Below are 18,554 nucleotides of genomic sequence, written 5' to 3' on the forward strand. Positions count from 1 at the left end.
CATGGCTAACATTAATGCGCTTTCTTTCGACGCCATCATCATTGGTGGTGGCGGTGCCGGCATGCGCGCTGCGCTGCAGCTCGCCCAGGGCGGTCACAAGACTGCCGTGGTCACCAAGGTCTTCCCGACCCGCTCGCACACCGTATCCGCCCAGGGTGGCATCACCTGTGCAATCGCTTCCGCCGATCCGAACGATGACTGGCGCTGGCACATGTACGATACCGTCAAGGGTTCCGACTACATCGGTGACCAGGACGCTATCGAATACATGTGTTCCGTAGGTCCGGAAGCGGTCTTCGAGCTCGAGCACATGGGCCTGCCGTTCTCCCGTACCGAGCAGGGCCGTATCTACCAGCGTCCGTTCGGTGGCCAGTCCAAGGACTTCGGCAAGGGCGGGCAGGCTGCCCGTACCTGCGCTGCCGCCGACCGTACCGGTCACGCGCTGCTGCACACCCTGTATCAGGCCAACCTGAAGGCCGGCACTGTATTCCTCAACGAATACTATGCAGTTGATCTGGTGAAGAACAACGATGGCGCCTTTGTCGGCATCATCGCGATCTGCATCGAGACGGGCGAAACCTCGTACATCCGCGCCAATGCAACCGTGCTGGCGACTGGCGGTGCAGGCCGTATCTACTCGTCGACCACCAACGCCCTGATCAATACCGGTGACGGTATCGGCATGGCGCTGCGTGCCGGTGTGCCGGTTCAGGACATCGAAATGTGGCAGTTCCACCCGACCGGTATTGCCGGCGCAGGTGTACTGGTCACCGAAGGTTGTCGCGGTGAAGGCGGTTACCTGATCAACAAGCACGGTGAGCGTTTCATGGAGCGTTATGCTCCGAACGCCAAGGACCTTGCCGGTCGTGACGTTGTGGCACGTTCCATGGTCAAGGAAATCATTGCCGGTAACGGCTGTGGTCCCGATGGCGATCACGTGATGCTCAAGCTCGATCACCTTGGCGAAGAAGTGCTGCACAGCCGTCTGCCAGGCATCATGGAGCTGTCCAAGACCTTCGCTCACGTCGATCCTGCAACCGCGCCGATTCCTGTCGTACCGACCTGCCACTACATGATGGGCGGCGTTGCCACCAACATTCATGGTCAGGCGATCACTCAGGATGCGGCGGGCGTCGACCAGATCATTCCAGGTCTGTTCGCGGTAGGTGAAGTGGCTTGTGTATCGGTTCACGGCGCCAACCGTCTGGGCGGCAACTCGCTGCTCGATCTGGTGGTGTTCGGCCGCGCTGCGGGTATCCACCTGGAGCAGGCTCTGCGTGAGGGCGTCGATTATGCACGCGCTTCCGAGTCCGACATCGATGCTGCCCTCGCACGCCTTGCCGGCCTGAACGAGCGCACCACCGGTGAAGACGTTGCGTCGCTGCGTAAAGAACTGCAGAGCTGCATGCAGAACTACTTCGGTGTGTTCCGTACTGGCGAATACATGCAGAAGGGTATTGCCCAGCTGGCTGATCTGCGTGTGCGTATCGCCAACGTCAAGATCAACGACAAGAGCCAGGCGTTCAACACCGCCCGTATCGAAGCGCTTGAACTGCAAAACCTGCTGGAAGTTGCCGAAGCCACGGCGATTGCCGCAGAGCATCGTAAAGAGTCCCGCGGCGCTCACGCTCGCGAAGACTTCGAAGATCGCGACGACGAGAACTGGTTGTGCCACACCCTGTATTTCCCGGGTGACAAGCGCGTGACCAAGCGTGCCGTGAACTTCTCGCCGAAGACTGTTCCGACTTTTGAACCCAAGATTCGGACTTATTAAGGGGTGGCCGATATGTTGCAAGTCAGTGTTTATCGTTACAACCCTGAGCAGGACGCCGCGCCGTTCATGCAGGAGTTTCAGGTCGATACCGGTGGCAAGGACCTGATGGTGCTGGACGTGCTCGCCCTGGTCAAAGAACAGGATCAAGGGTTCTCTTATCGTCGCTCGTGCCGTGAAGGCGTGTGCGGTTCCGACGGCATGAACATCAACGGCAAGAACGGCCTGGCCTGCATCACGCCGCTGTCGGCTGTCGTTGCCAAGAACAAGCTGATCGTACGTCCGCTGCCTGGTTTGCCGGTTATCCGTGACCTGGTCGTCGATATGAGCATCTTCTACAAGCAGTACGAGAAGGTGAAGCCGTTCCTGCAGAACGACACGCCGGCTCCGGCCATCGAACGTCTGCAAACGCCGGAAGAGCGCGAAAAGCTCGATGGTCTGTACGAGTGCATCCTGTGCGCTTGCTGCTCGACTTCCTGCCCGTCCTTCTGGTGGAACCCCGACAAGTTCCTGGGTCCTGCTGCACTGCTGCAAGCCTACCGTTTCCTGGCTGACAGCCGTGATACTCGCACCAGTGAGCGTCTGGCTTCGCTTGACGATCCGTTCAGCGTATTCCGCTGCCGCGGCATCATGAACTGCGTCAACGTCTGTCCGAAGGGCCTTAACCCAACCAAGGCTATCGGTCACGTACGCAACATGTTGTTGCAGAACGGCGTCTGATTTATCGCTTTATCTGTTACACCGTTGCACTGAAGTGGCTACGGCGCAGGCTTCAACCGGCGCCGTAGTTTTAACCTGAGCAGTAGCTCGCAAAGCTGCGGCTCTTATTTTGAAGAAATGAGACCAGCAGGGGCATCCGGGCTGGTACCCGGACTATCTGCGTGATCCCTGGTGACTTGATACAGTCGCTGCACACGACTATTTCAGGATTGCTCTGGTGTCTTCGCCGGTGGTGTCCCCTTACCGAGGGTGACCAAGCATGCAAGAAAGCGTGATGCAGCGCATGTGGAACAGTGCCCACCTATCCGGTGGTAACGCTGCCTATGTGGAAGAGCTCTATGAGCTTTACCTGCACGACCCTAACGCTGTGCCAGAAGAATGGCGCACCTACTTTCAGAAGTTGCCAGCAGACGGCAGCTCTGCCACTGATGTATCGCACTCGACCATTCGCGATCATTTCGTGTTGCTGGCCAAAAACCAGCGCCGCGCTCAACCGGTGTCCGCCGGCAGTGTGAGCAGCGAACACGAGAAGAAGCAGGTTGAAGTGCTGCGACTGATCCAGGCATATCGGATGCGTGGCCACCAGGCTGCCCAACTCGATCCGCTGGGCCTGTGGCAGCGCCCTGCGCCTGCGGATCTGTCGATCAATCATTACGGCTTGACCAATGCCGATCTCGATACGACCTTCCGTGCCGGCGACCTGTTCATCGGCAAAGAGGAAGCGAGCCTACGCGAAATTCATGAAGCGTTGCAGCAGACATATTGTCGCACCATCGGCTCCGAGTTCACTCACATCGTGGATTCCGAGCAGCGCAACTGGTTCATGCAGCGTCTCGAGAGTGTTCGTGGCCGTCCGGTGTTCTCGGCTGACATTCAGAGCCACCTGCTCGAGCGTGTTACCGCAGCTGAAGGCCTCGAAAAATACCTGGGCACCAAATACCCGGGCACCAAGCGTTTCGGTCTGGAAGGCGGCGAAAGCCTGATTCCGATGCTCGACGAGCTGATTCAGCGTTCCGGGTCCTATGGCACCAAGGAAGTCGTGATCGGCATGGCCCACCGTGGCCGCCTCAACGTACTGGTGAACACCTTCGGCAAGAATCCTCGCGACCTGTTCGACGAGTTCGAAGGCAAGAAGAAAGTGGAGCTGGGTTCCGGTGACGTCAAATACCACCAGGGCTTCTCTTCCAACGTGATGACCGCAGGCGGTGAGGTCCACCTCGCCATGGCCTTCAACCCGTCTCACCTGGAGATCGTGTCTCCAGTGGTCGAGGGTTCGGTGCGTGCGCGTCAGGATCGTCGCAACGATCCGAACGGCGACAAGGTTCTGCCGATTTCCCTCCACGGCGACGCGGCCTTTGCCGGCCAGGGCGTGGTCATGGAAACCTTCCAGATGTCGCAGACTCGCGGCTTCAAGACGGGCGGCACGATCCACATCGTCATCAACAACCAGGTGGGCTTCACCATCAGCAACCCGCTGGACTCGCGTTCTACCGAGTACGCCACCGACGTTGCCAAGATGATCCAGGCACCGATCCTCCATGTGAATGGGGATGATCCGGAAGCCGTGATGTTCGTGACCCAGTTGGCCATCGATTACCGCATGCAGTTCAAGCGTGACATCGTGATCGATCTGGTCTGCTACCGTCGCCGTGGTCACAACGAAGCTGACGAGCCTAGCGGCACCCAGCCTCTGATGTACCAGCAGATCACCAAGCAGCGCACCACCCGCGAGCTGTATGCCGAGCATCTGATCAAGACCGGCGTTCTCGACGATGCCCGCGTTCAGGCCAAGGTCGACGACTACCGCAGCGCGCTGGACAACGGTCTGCACGTGGTGAAAAGCCTGGTCAAGGAGCCGAACAAGGAATTGTTCGTCGACTGGCGTCCATACCTGGGCCATGCCTGGACTGCGCGTCACGACACCCGCTTCGATCTCAAGACCCTGCAGGAACTGTCCGCCAAGCTCATGGAGTTGCCGGAAGGCTTCGTCGTGCAGCGTCAGGTTCAGAAGATCTACGAAGACCGCCAGAAGATGCAGGCCGGTGGCTTGCCGATCAACTGGGGTTACGCCGAAACCATGGCGTACGCCACACTGGCCTTCGAAGGTCACCCGATCCGCATGACGGGGCAGGACATCGGTCGCGGTACGTTCTCGCACCGTCACGCCGTGCTGCACAACCAGAAAGACGCCGGGACCTATATCCCGCTGCAGAATCTGTACTCCGGTCAGCCACGTTTCGACCTGTACGACTCGTTCCTTTCGGAAGAGGCTGTACTGGCATTCGAATACGGCTATTCGACCACCCAGCCTGATGCGCTGGTTATCTGGGAAGCCCAGTTCGGCGACTTCGCCAACGGTGCCCAAGTGGTTGTCGACCAGTTCATCACCAGCGGCGAGCACAAGTGGGGCCGTCTGTGCGGTCTGACCATGCTGTTGCCTCACGGCTATGAAGGGCAGGGGCCAGAGCACTCGTCGGCACGTCTGGAGCGTTACCTGCAATTGTGCGCCGAGCACAACATTCAGGTGTGCGTACCGACGACTCCGGCGCAGATCTATCACTTGTTGCGTCGTCAGGTCATCCGTCCGCTGCGCAAGCCGCTGATCGTGCTGACACCGAAGTCGCTGCTGCGTCACAAGCTGGCTGTTTCGACCCTGGAAGATCTGGCCGAAGGCTCGTTCCAGACCGTCATTCCGGAAATCGATACCCTCGATCCGGCCAAGGTCACGCGTCTGGTGCTGTGCAGCGGCAAGGTCTACTACGACCTGCTGGAAAAACGCCGTGCCGAAGGGCGTGAAGACATCGCCATCGTTCGCCTCGAGCAGCTGTATCCGTTCCCTGAAGATGATTTGATGGAAACCATCGCGCCTTACACCAACCTGCAGCATGTGGTCTGGTGTCAGGAAGAACCGATGAACCAGGGTGCCTGGTACAGCAGTCAACACCACCTGCGTCGCAGCATGGGCAACCACAAACGTGAACTCGTTCTCGAGTACGCCGGTCGTGATGCTTCTGCCGCTCCAGCGTGTGGTTATGCGTCGATGCACGCCGAGCAGCAGGAAAAACTGCTGCAAGATGCCTTCACTGTTTAACGCCTTCGAGCATTAGAAACCGAATTAAGGAATTACAGATAATGGCTATCGAGATTAAAGCCCCCTCTTTCCCGGAATCCGTTGCCGACGGCACCATTTCCAAGTGGTACAAAAAAGAGGGTGATGCGGTAAAGCGTGACGAAATGCTGGTCGATATCGAGACTGACAAGGTTGTCCTCGAAGTGCTGGCCGAAGCTGACGGCGTGATGGGCGCGATCACCAAGGAAGAGGGCGCCATCGTCCTGTCCAACGAAGTGCTCGGGACATTGAATGACGGTGCTACAGCATCTGCTGCTCCGGCACCTGCTGCTGCTGCGCCTGCCTCGGCGTCTGCTTCGGCACCCGCCGCTGCACCGGCTGCATCTGCTGGCGAAGAAGACCCGATTGCTGCGCCTGCTGCGCGTCAACTGGCTGAAGAAAACGGCATCAATCTGGCCAGCCTCAAGGGCACCGGTAAAGACGGCCGTATCACCAAGGAAGACGTGGTTGCTGCCGTTGAAGCGAAGAAATCCGCTCCGGCCGCTGCACCTGCTGCCAAGCCTGCCGCCGCCGCTGCTCCTGTCGTCGCCGCTGGCGATCGCACCGAGAAGCGTGTGCCGATGACCCGCGTGCGTGCAACCGTTGCCAAGCGTCTGGTCGAAGCTCAGTCGAACATGGCGATGCTGACCACGTTCAACGAAGTCGACATGACCGAAGTCATGGCGCTGCGTTCGAAGTACAAGGACCTGTTCGAGAAGTCGCACAACGGCGTACGTCTGGGCTTCATGTCGTTCTTCGTCAAGGCAGCCACCGAGGCGCTGAAACGCTTCCCGGCCGTCAACGCGTCGATCGATGGTTCCGACATCGTTTACCACGGCTATGCCGACGTCGGTGTAGCGGTTTCCAGCGATCGCGGTCTGGTCGTACCGGTTCTGCGTAACGCAGAGCACATGAGCCTGGCTGAAATCGAAGGCGGCATCGCCACCTTCGGCAAGAAAGCCCGCGACGGTAAGCTGTCCATCGACGAGATGACCGGCGGTACGTTCACCATCACCAATGGTGGTACTTTCGGTTCGATGATGTCGACGCCGATCGTCAACCCGCCACAGGCTGCAATTCTGGGTATGCACAACATTCTGCAGCGTCCGATGGCGGTCAATGGTCAGGTCGTGATTCGCCCGATGATGTATCTGGCGTTGTCGTACGATCACCGTTTGATCGACGGCAAGGAAGCGGTAACCTTCCTCGTGACCATCAAGAACCTGCTGGAAGATCCGGCTCGTCTGCTGCTGGATATTTGATGACGCAGTCCCGGGCTGCACACGACAGGCTGCGCAAGAGCGCAGTCTGTCGCACAGACCGGGTCTTGCAGATTACATCTAATGAACAGGCTGCAACGCTCGTCTGTAAAGCATCACAGACCTGTCTGCAGCTTGCAGGTTAAAGCTCGCAGCTATAGAGGAATTCTTTTTTATGTCCCAGAAATTCGACGTGGTAGTGATTGGCGCAGGCCCTGGCGGTTATGTTGCCGCCATCAAGGCTGCGCAACTTGGTCTCAAGACTGCCTGCATCGAGAAGTATCAGGACAAGGAGGGCAAACTGGCCCTCGGCGGTACCTGCCTGAACGTGGGTTGCATTCCTTCCAAGGCACTGCTCGACAGCTCCTGGAAATTCTATGAAGCCAAGAACGGCTTCAGCGTACATGGCATCTCGACCTCTGAACTGAACATCGACGTTCCAGCGATGATCGGCCGCAAGTCGACCATCGTCAAAGGCCTGACCGGCGGCGTCGCCAGCCTGTTCAAAGCCAACGGCGTGACCACTCTGCAGGGCCACGGCAAACTGCTGGCCGGCAAGAAGGTTGAGCTGACTGCAGCCGACGGCACTGTCGAAATCATCGAAGCGGACCATGTGATCCTGGCATCGGGCTCGCGTCCTATCGACATTCCGCCTGCTCCGGTAGACCAGAAAGTCATCGTCGATTCGACCGGTGCTCTTGAATTCCAGCAGGTCCCACAGCGTCTGGGCGTCATCGGCGCTGGCGTGATCGGTCTGGAACTGGGTTCCGTGTGGGCTCGCCTGGGTGCTCAGGTCACCGTTCTGGAAGCGCTGGAGAAGTTCATTCCGGCCGCTGACGAAGCGGTTTCCAAGGAAGCGCTGAAAACCTTCAACAAGCAGGGCCTGGACATCAAACTCGGCGCTCGCGTGACCGGTTCCAAGGTCGAAGGCGAGCAGGTTGTGGTCAGCTACACCGACGCTGCCGGCGAACAGTCGATCACCTTCGACCGTCTGATCGTTGCCGTGGGCCGTCGCCCTGTGACCACCGACCTGCTGGCTTCGGACAGCGGCGTCGATCTGGACGAGCGCGGTTTCATCTACGTTGATGACTACTGCACCACCAGCGTACCGGGCGTATACGCCATCGGTGACGTGGTTCGCGGTCTGATGCTGGCGCACAAGGCCTCGGAAGAGGGCATCATGGTTGTCGAGCGCATCAAGGGCCACAAGGCCCAGATGAACTACAACCTGATCCCGTCGGTTATCTATACCCACCCGGAAATCGCCTGGGTCGGCAAGACCGAGCAGACACTCAAGGCCGAAGGCGTTGAAGTCAATGTCGGTACGTTCCCGTTCGCAGCCAGTGGCCGTGCCATGGCAGCCAACGACACCGGCGGTTTCGTCAAGATCATTGCCGACGCCAAGACCGATCGCGTACTGGGTGTTCACGTTATCGGCCCGAGCGCTGCAGAGCTGGTACAGCAGGGCGCAATCGCGATGGAATTCGGCAGCAGCGCAGAGGACATCGGCATGATGGTCTTCTCGCACCCGACCCTGTCCGAAGCGCTGCATGAAGCTGCACTGGCTGTGAATGGCGGCGCCATCCATATCCAGAATCGCAAGAAACGCTAAGACAACAAGAGAAACCACGGCGCAGTGCCCGTCGTTGGCCTTGCAAGCAGGGCTTACCGCGGAATCTGCGCCGGACTCGACCTCTCAGGCGGCTTCATGAGTGTCCCACGGCACTTGCGGAGTCCACCCGGAGTAGCGGTCACAGGTGGTGCGGCACGCCGACGTGCAGCACCGAATGCGCAGTACCTAAACGAAGACGGTAATAAGCATGAATCTTCACGAGTATCAGGGTAAGCAGCTGTTCGCTGAGTACGGCCTGCCAGTATCCAAGGGTTACGCGGTAGACACCCCGGAAGCAGCAGCAGAAGCCTGCGACAAGATCGGCGGGACCGAGTGGGTCGTCAAAGCCCAGGTTCACGCAGGTGGTCGCGGTAAAGCGGGCGGCGTAAAGCTGGTTCGCAGCAAAGAAGACGCTGCAGCGTTCGCTCAACAGTGGCTGGGCAAGCGCCTGGTGACTTACCAGACTGACGCCAACGGTCAGCCAGTGACCAAGATCCTGGTCGAGTCCTGCACCGACATCGCCAAAGAGCTGTACCTGGGCGCTGTGGTCGATCGTTCCAGCCGTCGTATCGTGTTCATGGCTTCCACCGAAGGTGGCGTGGACATCGAGAAGATCGCTCACGACACTCCTGAAAAGATTCTCAAGGCCACCATCGATCCACTGGTTGGCGCTCAGCCGTTCCAGGGTCGCGAGCTGGCTTTCCAGCTGGGTCTGGAAGGCAAGCAGGTCACCCAGTTCGCCAAGATCTTTGTCGGTCTGGCCAAGCTGTTCCAAGACCATGACCTGGCACTGCTGGAAGTGAACCCGCTGGTGATCAAGGCTGACGGCGATCTGCATTGCCTGGATGCCAAGATCAACATCGACGCCAACGCCATGTACCGTCAGCCAAAGCTGAAGGGCTTCCACGATCCTTCGCAGGACGATCCTCGCGAAGCTCACGCAGCCAAGTTCGAACTGAACTACGTTGCGCTGGAAGGCAACATCGGCTGCATGGTCAACGGTGCCGGTCTGGCCATGGGTACCATGGACATCGTCAACCTGCATGGCGGCAAGCCTGCAAACTTCCTTGACGTTGGCGGCGGTGCCACCAAGGAACGCGTTACCGAAGCGTTCAAGATCATTCTGTCCGACGCCAACGTCGCTGCAGTACTGGTCAACATCTTCGGCGGCATCGTTCGTTGCGACATGATTGCCGAAGGCATCATCGGTGCAGTGAAAGAAGTCGGCGTTAAAATCCCGGTTGTTGTTCGCCTTGAAGGCAACAACGCTGAGCTGGGCGCTAAAGTACTGGCAGAAAGCGGTTTGAACATCATCGCTGCTACCAGCCTGACCGACGCTGCTCAACAAGTTGTCAAAGCCGCGGAGGGCAAGTAATGAGCGTCCTGATCAATAAAGACACCAAGGTTATCTGCCAGGGTTTCACTGGTTCGCAAGGTACCTTCCACTCCGAGCAAGCCATTGCCTACGGCACCAAGATGGTTGGCGGCGTGACACCAGGCAAGGGCGGCACCACGCACCTGAACCTGCCAGTGTTCAACACTGTGAAAGAAGCGGTAGACACCACTGGCGCAACCGCCAGCGTCATCTACGTTCCGGCTCCTTTCTGCAAGGATTCCATCCTTGAAGCAGCGTTCGGCGGCATCAAGCTGATCGTGTGCATCACCGAAGGCATCCCGACCATCGACATGCTGGAAGCCAAGGTCAAGTGCGACGAGCTGGGTGTGGTCCTGATCGGTCCTAACTGCCCAGGCGTCATCACTCCGGGCGAGTGCAAGATCGGCATCATGCCAGGTCACATTCACTTGCCAGGCAAGGTAGGCATCGTGTCGCGTTCCGGCACCCTGACTTACGAAGCTGTGAAGCAGACCACTGACGCCGGTTTCGGTCAGTCCACCTGTGTTGGTATCGGCGGTGACCCGATCCCGGGCTCGAACTTCATCGACATCCTGAAGCTGTTCCAGGAAGACCCGAAGACCGAAGCGATCGTCATGATCGGTGAGATCGGCGGTTCGGCTGAAGAAGAAGCGGCTGCCTACATCAAGGCACACGTGACCAAGCCGGTTGTTTCCTACATCGCTGGTGTGACTGCGCCTCCGGGCAAGCGCATGGGCCATGCCGGTGCAATCATCTCGGGTGGTAAAGGTACTGCAGACGAGAAATTCGCTGCACTGCAGGACGCTGGCGTGAAAACCGTGCGCTCCCTGGCAGACATCGGCAAGGCCCTGGCCGAGCTGACTGGTTGGCCGACCAAGTAAGCCTCGCTTGCTTTTCGGGTAATCGACAAAAGCCACCTTCGGGTGGCTTTTGTTTGGGCGGCTGAAAAAGGCGGCGGGGCGTCCTGGTCCTGTTTTCGTCTATCGATGGTTATTCATCTGCCATTCCTGACGGGTCAACTCCCATATTTGCTCCTGGGTGGTCCCGCAGACAAACTGCGCTTCCTGAACGGTCACGAGGCGCATGCCTTCGCGCCGAGACAGGCGGCACGACGCTTCATTCAAGGCCGATTTGGCCACACGTAAAACGGGTCGTTTCAGGGTTTCAAACCAGAAACGGTCGATGGCCACGCACACCTCCGACATCAGGCCCAGCCCCTGATAGGGTGGGGAGAGCCAGAACCCGCGATTGTTGTCTGGCTCATCCATCATGCACGCGGCACCGATCAGATGATCCTGTTCGCCGCAAAGACGAATCGACCAGTGCCACTCTTCACCGTCCTGCATGGCTGGCAGGGCGTCCTCGCGGATATAACGCAGCGCTTCTCCGTCAGGGTAGGGCCAGGGCACGTGGTGGGTCAGATAACGCACCACTTCCCACTGGTTGAACAGGTGTTGCATCGCCGCAGCGTCTTCAAGCTGCAACGGCCGCAGGACCAGGCGCGGCGTGTACAGGGTCGGCGTGGGTATCGCACTCAGATGGGTGATGTCAGGCATGGAAATAAGCTGCCGGGTATAGAGAGGAGGCCCAATCTATCCGTTAGGAAACGCCTGGTCTGTCAGGCATTTCTGGTTTTACAGCGGCTTTTGCAACTGCCAGTTAAGGGTGCGTCGTCGGGTGGCTCGCCCTGAGACAGTGCATTTTCGAGCGAAGTTGGCTACCCTGTCCGCCGTTTTTGCGTTGCCCTCACGAGGGGCGTTTCGCAAGGTACTGCCACGTCTTACGCCGACGGGCTGCGTCTGCCCCATTCATGGGTGACGTCCCATCCCTTATTTCGATTCCGTGTGGTCCCTCGTAATGAAAGTGTTGAAAGGCCAGGACATCCTGGCACTCGGTTTTATGACATTTGCCCTGTTCGTCGGGGCTGGCAATATCATCTTCCCCCCTATAGTGGGTCTGCAGGCCGGGCCGCATGTCTGGATAGCGGCGCTGGGCTTTCTGGTCACCGCGGTTGGCTTGCCGGTCATTACCGTGATCGCTCTGGCCAGGGTCGGGGGCGCGATGGATGCCCTGAGCAGTCCGATTGGCAAGATCGCCGGCGGGGCGCTCGCTGCCGTCTGCTATCTGGCGGTCGGTCCATTGTTCGCCACTCCGCGTACCGCCACGGTTTCGTTCGAAGTTGGCCTGGCGCCGCTGACCGGCGACACCCCGATGGCATTGTTTCTCTACAGCCTGATGTATTTTCTGGTGGTGTTCTGGGTGTCGCTGTACCCGGGGCGCCTGCTCGATACCGTCGGGCGCTTTCTGGCGCCGCTGAAGATCATCGCGCTGGCGGTACTGGGCATCGCGGCATTCGCCTTGCCGGCAGGCGGAATAGGGGAGGCGGAGCCGGCGTACGCCGTAGCGCCGTTTTCCCAGGGCTTCATCAACGGTTACCTGACCATGGATACCCTGGGGGCGCTGGTCTTCGGTATTGTCATCGTCAACGCGATCCGCTCGCGCGGTGTCGAATCGCCCCGTCTGATCACGCGCTACGCGATCATTGCCGGGCTGATCGCCGGGGTCGGGCTGGCGCTGGTGTATGTCAGCCTGTTTCGCCTCGGCTCCGGCAGCCACGCCGTGGCGGCAGGTGCCAGCAATGGCGCAGCGGTTCTGCATGCGTATGTGCAGCACACCTTCGGTTCGCTGGGCAGCGGTTTTCTTGCCGTGCTGATTTCCCTGGCGTGCCTGGTGACTGCCGTAGGCCTGACCTGTGCCTGCGCCGAATACTTTGCCAAGGTGCTGCCGCTGTCCTACAGAACGCTGGTGATCATCCTAGCCGTGTTCTCGCTGCTGGTGTCCAATCTCGGGTTGACCAAACTGATTCAGTTTTCGATTCCGGTGCTCACGGCGATTTATCCGCCGTGCATCGTTCTGGTCGCGCTGAGCTTCTGCAAAGAGCTATGGCAGAGCCAGGGAGGTGTGGTGGCACCCGTGATGCTGGTTTCTCTGGTATTCGGCCTGATCGATGCGCTGAAGGGCGCTGGTTTCGCCGATGCTCTGCCGGATGTTTTGAGCCATCTGCCGCTGGGTGATCAGGGGCTTGCGTGGCTGGTGCCTGCTGTTGTCACACTTGCGGTTGCAGTGGTGGTCGACAGGGTGATGGGCAAGCGCAGCGAGGCGCTGGCTTGAAGGCCGTGCTTTAGACGATTGCGCAGGAAAAATCGTGCTGCATGAAAAGGCCCGCTGTAAGCGGGCCTTTTTAGTTCTGCGAGCGTGTCAGCCTTACTTGGTGGCTGGTGCTGCTTCTGGCGCCTTGTCGGCGTTTTCATTGGTGCGCTGCTGAGCGGCTTCAGCGTTCTTCTGAGCGGCTTCCTGGCTTTCCTTGGCCGCGTCATTCACTTTTTCCTGAGCCTTTTCCATCGACTCCTGGGACTGCTGAGCTGCCTTGTTGGCATCTTGCTGAGTGTTTTCGGACTTTTTGTCACAGGCGGCAAGGCCCAGGGTGGCAGAAAGCATCAAGGCATAGGCTAAAGATTTACGCATGGGGTGTTTCTCCTTATTGATTATTCACGAGCCTAAGAGCCTGCTCCCGAGGGTTAAGTTCCACCCGTGACGACAATAATGGAGGGCGCCGTTTCACGGTCGTTACAGGCTGATGAAAGCGCGCCGATCATCAGCCGTTCCGGCGAGCTCCGAGCAGGCGGGTTCGCCTCGTGCCCGAAGCACGAAACACGCTCCAGGCATCATTGGCTCTTGAAATCCCCGACCCAGCCCCCACCTTGATGACTACCCGCTGTCACACAGGCTGCTGCCTGACCGTGACGGCTTATACCATCCAGATCGGAGTTTGATGATTATGAGTGTGGAAACTCAAAAGGAAACCCTGGGCTTCCAGACCGAGGTAAAGCAACTGCTGCACCTCATGATCCATTCGCTGTATTCCAACAAGGAAATTTTCCTTCGCGAATTGATCTCGAACGCGTCTGACGCGGTCGACAAATTGCGTTTTGAAGCGTTGTCCACGCCCGAGTTGCTGGAAGGCGGCGCGGAGCTGAAAATTCGTGTGAGCTTCGACAAGGACGCGAAGACCGTTACGCTTGAAGACAACGGCATCGGTATGAGCCGTGAAGACGTGATCACCCACCTGGGCACGATCGCCAAGTCCGGCACCGCTGATTTCATGAAAAACCTGTCGGGCGACCAGAAGAAGGACTCGCACCTGATCGGTCAGTTCGGTGTCGGCTTTTACTCGGCGTTCATCGTTGCCGATCAGGTCGAAGTGTTCAGCCGTCGTGCCGGCACGCCAGCGAGCGAAGGCGTGCACTGGTCTTCCAAGGGCGAAGGCGAGTTCGAAGTCGCCACCGTCGACAAGGCTGATCGTGGCACCCGTATTGTTCTGCACCTGAAAAACGGTGAAGAGGAATTCGCTGACGGCTACCGCCTGCGTAACATCATTAAGAAATACTCCGACCATATCGCCTTGCCGATCGAACTGCCCAAAGAGCAGGCTCCGGCGGCCGAAGGTGAGGAGGCACCGGCGCTGGAGTGGGAGACCGTCAACCGCGCCAGCGCACTCTGGACCCGTCCGCGCACCGAGGTGAAGGACGAGGAGTACCAGGAATTCTACAAGCACGTCGCACACGACTACGAGAACCCGCTGAGCTGGAGCCATAACAAGGTCGAAGGCAAGCTGGAATACACCTCGCTGCTGTACGTGCCTGCGCGTGCGCCGTTCGATCTGTATCAGCGTGAAGCACCGCGTGGTCTCAAGCTCTACGTGCAGCGCGTGTTCGTGATGGATCAGGCCGAGTCGTTCTTGCCGCTGTACATGCGCTTCGTCAAGGGCGTGGTCGACTCCAATGACCTGTCGCTGAACGTTTCCCGCGAAATTCTGCAGAAAGACCCGATCATCGATTCGATGAAGTCGGCGCTGACCAAGCGCGTGCTGGACATGCTGGAGAAGCTGGCGAAAAACGAGCCCGAGAAGTACAAGGGCTTCTGGAAAAACTTCGGTCAGGTCCTCAAGGAAGGTCCGGCAGAAGACTTCGCCAACAAAGAAAAAATCGCCGGTCTGCTGCGTTTCGCATCGACGTCCGACGACAGCGGCGAACAGAGCGTTTCTCTGGCCGAGTACCTGACGCGTGCCAAGGAAGGTCAGGACAAGATCTACTACCTCACTGGCGAATCCTACGCACAGGTCAAGAACAGCCCGCACCTTGAAGTCTTCCGCAAGAAGGGCATCGAAGTGCTGTTGCTCACCGATCGTATCGACGAGTGGCTGATGAGCTACCTGAGCGACTTCGATGGCAAGGGCTTTATGGATGTGGCGCGTGGTGACCTGGATCTGGGCAATCTTGACTCCGAAGAGGACAAGAAGGCTCAGGAAGAGATCGCCAAGGACAAGGAAGGCCTGATCGAACGCCTGAAAGCCGCCCTGGGCGATTCGGTGAGCGAAGTGCGGGTTTCCCATCGTCTGACCGATTCGCCTGCGATTCTGGCCATTGGCGAGCAGGATATGGGGCTGCAGATGCGTCAGATTCTGGAAGCCAGCGGTCAGAAGGTGCCGGACTCCAAGCCGATCTTCGAATTCAACCCTGCCCACCCATTGATCGGCAAGCTCGATGCCGAACAGAGCGAAGACCGCTTCGGCGATCTGTCGCACATCCTGTTCGATCAGGCCGCACTGGCCGCTGGTGATAGCCTCAAGGATCCGGCCGCTTACGTGCGCCGTCTGAACAAGTTGCTGGTAGAACTGTCGGTTTGATAGCCGGTTGACAAGAAACCCGCCTCGGCGGGTTTTTTGTTTCATTTCCCGCGACACGTCCTTCATCTCTCCAACGATCAGGAGTCAGTAATGAGCAGCAATATCGAAATTCGTTCTGTGATCTATCAGATTGATGGTCAGCCTTATGAAAGCCGTCTGGTGTACGACACCAATGCTACTGCTGCACAGCCAGGTCTGCTGATGGCGCCCAACTGGATGGGTGTCAGCAAGGGTGCCGAAGACATCGCCAAAGCGGTCGCAGCCCAGGGCTATGTAGTGTTGCTGGCTGACCTGTACGGTCAGCAGATTCGCCCCGGTAACAATGACGAGGCGGGCGCTGCCATGACGCCGCTCAAGAACGATCGCGGCCTGCTGCGCAGGCGTATGCAGGCAGGACTCGACCAGTTGTTGGGCCAGGGCGGTGCGTCTCTGGACTCAAGCAAAATCGCAACCTTCGGCTTCTGCTTCGGCGGCTGCTGCTCTCTGGAGCTTGCGCGTACCGGTGCCGAACTGAAAGCCGCGATTTCCTTCCACGGTACGCTGGACACACCCAACCCGGCTGACGCCAAAAACATCAAAGGCTCGGTGCTGGTCCTGCACGGCGCTTCTGACCCATTGGTGCCGAAAGAGCAACTACCAGCTTTCGAAGACGAGATGAACGCCGCTGGCGTGGACTGGCAGCTGTACAGCTATGGCGGCGCATTCCATTCCTTCACCGATCCGCACGCCAACGTGCCGGGCATGATGATGTACGACGCCAAAGTATCGAGCCGCGCGTTCAAGTCGATGCATGATTTGCTGAAAGAAGTGTTCGGCTGAAGGAACAACGATCTTCCCCTAAGGCATGCCGGATGACACTACCGTTCCGTGGGCATGCCGTTCCGGACGCTCTGCGTCCCCTTGCGACGCAGAGCGTCGTGAACTGCATTCCCACGCTGGAGCGTGAGGAACGATCGGTGTTCTGAAGATCCATCGTCCACGCAGATATACCGAAGAGCACTAGCCACGTTTTTCCGACCCACAAAAAAGGCGCCTCGAAAGGCGCCTTCTTTGTTTGTGGCAAAAGCAGTATTACTTGCCCGCCCAGCGCTTCAAGACCAGCGTGGCGTTGGTGCCACCGAAACCGAAGCTGTTGCTCATGACCAGATCGAGCTTGGCGTCTTCCTTGGTTTTGAGCAGGATAGGCATGTCGGCAACCACCGGGTCCAGCTCTTCGATGTTGGCCGAACCTGCGATGAAGTTGTTCTCCATCATCAGCAGGCAGTAGATCGCTTCGTGGACACCTGCGGCGCCTAGCGAGTGGCCCGACAGGCTCTTGGTGGAGCTGATCGCCGGAGCGTTGGCGCCGAATACTTCGCGCACACCTTCCATTTCCTTGGCGTCGCCGACCGGGGTCGAGGTGCCGTGGGTGTTGATGTAGTCAATGGCGCCGGAGTCGATGTCGCCCAAGGCCATCTTCATGCAACGAATGGCACCTTCACCGCTGGGTGCGACCATGTCGTAGCCATCGGAGGTCGCGCCGTAACCGACGATTTCTGCGTAGATCTTCGCGCCACGCGCCAAGGCGTGTTCGAGTTCTTCGACCACCACCATGCCGCCACCACCGGCAATGACGAAGCCGTCACGCTTGGCGTCGTAGGCACGCGAGGCTTTTTCCGGGGTTTCGTTGTACTGGGTGGACAGTGCGCCCATCGCGTCGAACAGGAACGACTGGCTCCAGTGCTCTTCTTCGCCGCCACCGGCAAAGACGATGTCCTGCTTGCCCAGCTGGATCTGCTCGACAGCGTTGCCGATGCAGTGTGCGCTGGTGGCGCAGGCGGACGAGATGGAGTAGTTCACACCCTTGATCTTGAACGGCGTGGCCAGGCAGGCCGAAACGGTGCTGCCCATTGTCCGCGTGACGCGGTAAGGGCCGACGCGCTTGACGCCTTTCTCGCGCAGGGTATCCAGCGCTTCCATCTGGTTCAGGGTCGAGGCGCCGCCGCTGCCGGCGATCAGGCCGGTACGCACGTTGGAAACCTGCTCGTCGGTCAGGCCCGAATCGGTGATGGCGTCTTTCATCGCCAGGTAGGCATAGGCTGCCGCATGGCCGACGAAGCGGAAGATCTTGCGATCGATCAATTCTTCCAGATTCAGGTCGATGGAGCCGGAAACCTGGCTGCGCAGACCCATTTCGGCATATTCCGGGTTGAAGCGGATGCCAGGGCGGTTAGCACGCAGGTTAGCGGTGACGGTCTCTTTGTCATTGCCCAAGCAGGAAACAATACCCAGACCAGTGATAACGACGCGGCGCATGCGAGTACCCTTAGAAATTTTCAGTGGAAGTGAACACGCCGACCCGGAGGCCTTCGGCGGTATAGATTTCGCGACCGTCGACACTCACTGAACCGTCGGCGATGGCCAGGTTCAGCTTGCCCTTCAGGACGCGCTTGATATGGATGTTGTAAGTGACTTTTTTGGCGGTAGGCAGAACCTGACCGAAAAACTTCACTTCGCCTGAACCCAGGGCACGGCCACGGCCGGGATTGCCCTGCCAGCCAAGATAGAAGCCAACCAGCTGCCACATGGCGTCGAGGCCCAGGCATCCAGGCATGACCGGATCACCTTCGAAGTGGCAGGCAAAGAACCACAGGTCCGGATTGATATCCAGTTCGGCGACCAACTCACCCTTGCCGAACTTGCCGCCCTCATCGCTGATGTGCGTGATGCGATCAACCATCAGCATGTTGGGGGCGGGCAGTTGCGCATTACCTGGGCCGAACAGCTCGCCACGACTGCAGCGCAGCAGGTCTTCCCGGGTAAAGGCGTGTTGTTTGGTCATGCGAGCTCCTCAATAATCTTGTGCGGCAGGTTGTGGCGCCACTGGCCCGAACGCCAGTCCTGGCGCTAATTTCGCCAGGACCCTGTCCGGCAGCCTACTCATAGACTGTTGCGTTGTAATGAAAGTCACAGCGCAGGTGAA

Annotated in this window: 14 protein-coding genes; 10 read left to right on the plus strand and 4 right to left on the minus strand. The window is 58.8% G+C overall.

All coding sequences use genetic code 11. The features are described from left to right. Position 1: 1 nt before the first annotated feature. The 7 genes from sdhA to sucD all read left to right on the plus strand — a co-directional run bounded on the left by sdhA (position 2) and on the right by sucD (position 10,727). Entirely contained in the window at positions 2 to 1,774 is a 1,773-nt protein-coding gene (sdhA, locus tag P406_RS17620; RefSeq protein WP_003419913.1) for a succinate dehydrogenase flavoprotein subunit, read from the plus strand. A gap of 12 nt (positions 1,775 to 1,786) precedes the next feature. Continuing rightward, a complete protein-coding gene (locus tag P406_RS17625; RefSeq protein ID WP_003343563.1) occupies positions 1,787 to 2,491 on the plus strand; it encodes a succinate dehydrogenase iron-sulfur subunit in 705 nt (234 codons plus the stop codon). Positions 2,492 to 2,750: 259 nt separating this feature from the next. Beyond that, entirely contained in the window at positions 2,751 to 5,582 is a 2,832-nt protein-coding gene (locus P406_RS17630) for a 2-oxoglutarate dehydrogenase E1 component (protein ID WP_003366703.1), read from the plus strand. 41 nt (positions 5,583 to 5,623) lie between these two features. Then, positions 5,624 to 6,862 (plus strand): 2-oxoglutarate dehydrogenase complex dihydrolipoyllysine-residue succinyltransferase, encoded by a 1,239-nt coding sequence (gene odhB / locus P406_RS17635; protein ID WP_046236870.1) that lies wholly within the window; start codon positions 5,624 to 5,626, stop codon positions 6,860 to 6,862. Between the two features lie 172 nt (positions 6,863 to 7,034). Beyond that, positions 7,035 to 8,471 carry a dihydrolipoyl dehydrogenase gene (gene lpdA / locus P406_RS17640; protein WP_003409846.1) on the plus strand — a complete coding sequence of 479 codons (1,437 nt, stop codon included), beginning with the start codon at positions 7,035 to 7,037 and terminating at the stop codon, positions 8,469 to 8,471. Between the two features lie 208 nt (positions 8,472 to 8,679). Continuing rightward, a complete protein-coding gene (gene sucC, locus P406_RS17645; protein ID WP_003419916.1) occupies positions 8,680 to 9,846 on the plus strand; it encodes an ADP-forming succinate--CoA ligase subunit beta in 1,167 nt (388 codons plus the stop codon). Next, positions 9,846 to 10,727, plus strand: a complete 882-nt coding sequence (gene sucD, locus P406_RS17650; protein ID WP_003316562.1) for a succinate--CoA ligase subunit alpha — start codon at positions 9,846 to 9,848, stop codon at positions 10,725 to 10,727. The genes sucC and sucD overlap by 1 nt, the downstream gene beginning before the upstream one ends. Before the next feature lie 99 nt (positions 10,728 to 10,826). Here sucD and P406_RS17655 read toward each other — a convergent pair whose 3' ends face one another. Then, complete coding sequence (locus P406_RS17655; protein WP_046236871.1) at positions 10,827 to 11,402, minus strand: GNAT family N-acetyltransferase; 576 nt, start codon at positions 11,400 to 11,402, stop codon at positions 10,827 to 10,829. 301 nt (positions 11,403 to 11,703) lie between these two features. On the opposite strand from P406_RS17655, the gene brnQ reads away from it, so the two are divergent. After that, positions 11,704 to 13,017 carry a branched-chain amino acid transport system II carrier protein gene (gene brnQ / locus P406_RS17660; protein WP_046236872.1) on the plus strand — a complete coding sequence of 438 codons (1,314 nt, stop codon included), beginning with the start codon at positions 11,704 to 11,706 and terminating at the stop codon, positions 13,015 to 13,017. A gap of 93 nt (positions 13,018 to 13,110) precedes the next feature. On the opposite strand, the gene P406_RS17665 is transcribed toward brnQ, so the two are convergent. After that, the gene (locus P406_RS17665; protein WP_003316565.1) at positions 13,111 to 13,371 is read right to left on the minus strand and encodes a lipoprotein; all 261 of its coding nucleotides are present in this window, start codon (positions 13,369 to 13,371) and stop codon (positions 13,111 to 13,113) included. A 313-nt stretch (positions 13,372 to 13,684) separates the two neighbouring features. Between P406_RS17665 and htpG the strand changes: the two genes are divergently transcribed. Next, positions 13,685 to 15,592, plus strand: coding sequence for a molecular chaperone HtpG (htpG, locus tag P406_RS17670; protein ID WP_046236873.1), 1,908 nt, complete (start codon positions 13,685 to 13,687; stop codon positions 15,590 to 15,592). A gap of 90 nt (positions 15,593 to 15,682) precedes the next feature. After that, the gene (locus P406_RS17675; protein WP_046236874.1) at positions 15,683 to 16,411 is read left to right on the plus strand and encodes a dienelactone hydrolase family protein; all 729 of its coding nucleotides are present in this window, start codon (positions 15,683 to 15,685) and stop codon (positions 16,409 to 16,411) included. 252 nt (positions 16,412 to 16,663) lie between these two features. Here P406_RS17675 and fabB read toward each other — a convergent pair whose 3' ends face one another. After that, on the minus strand, positions 16,664 to 17,887 hold the full coding sequence (gene fabB, locus P406_RS17680) for a beta-ketoacyl-ACP synthase I (protein WP_046236875.1): 1,224 nt from the start codon (positions 17,885 to 17,887) through the stop codon (positions 16,664 to 16,666). 10 nt (positions 17,888 to 17,897) lie between these two features. Beyond that, positions 17,898 to 18,413, minus strand: a complete 516-nt coding sequence (gene fabA / locus P406_RS17685) for a 3-hydroxyacyl-[acyl-carrier-protein] dehydratase FabA (protein WP_003316569.1) — start codon at positions 18,411 to 18,413, stop codon at positions 17,898 to 17,900. Positions 18,414 to 18,554: the final 141 nt, after the last annotated feature.

This window comes from Pseudomonas syringae pv. coryli str. NCPPB 4273, assembly GCF_000972175.1.
Lineage (GTDB): Bacteria > Pseudomonadota > Gammaproteobacteria > Pseudomonadales > Pseudomonadaceae > Aquipseudomonas > Aquipseudomonas syringae.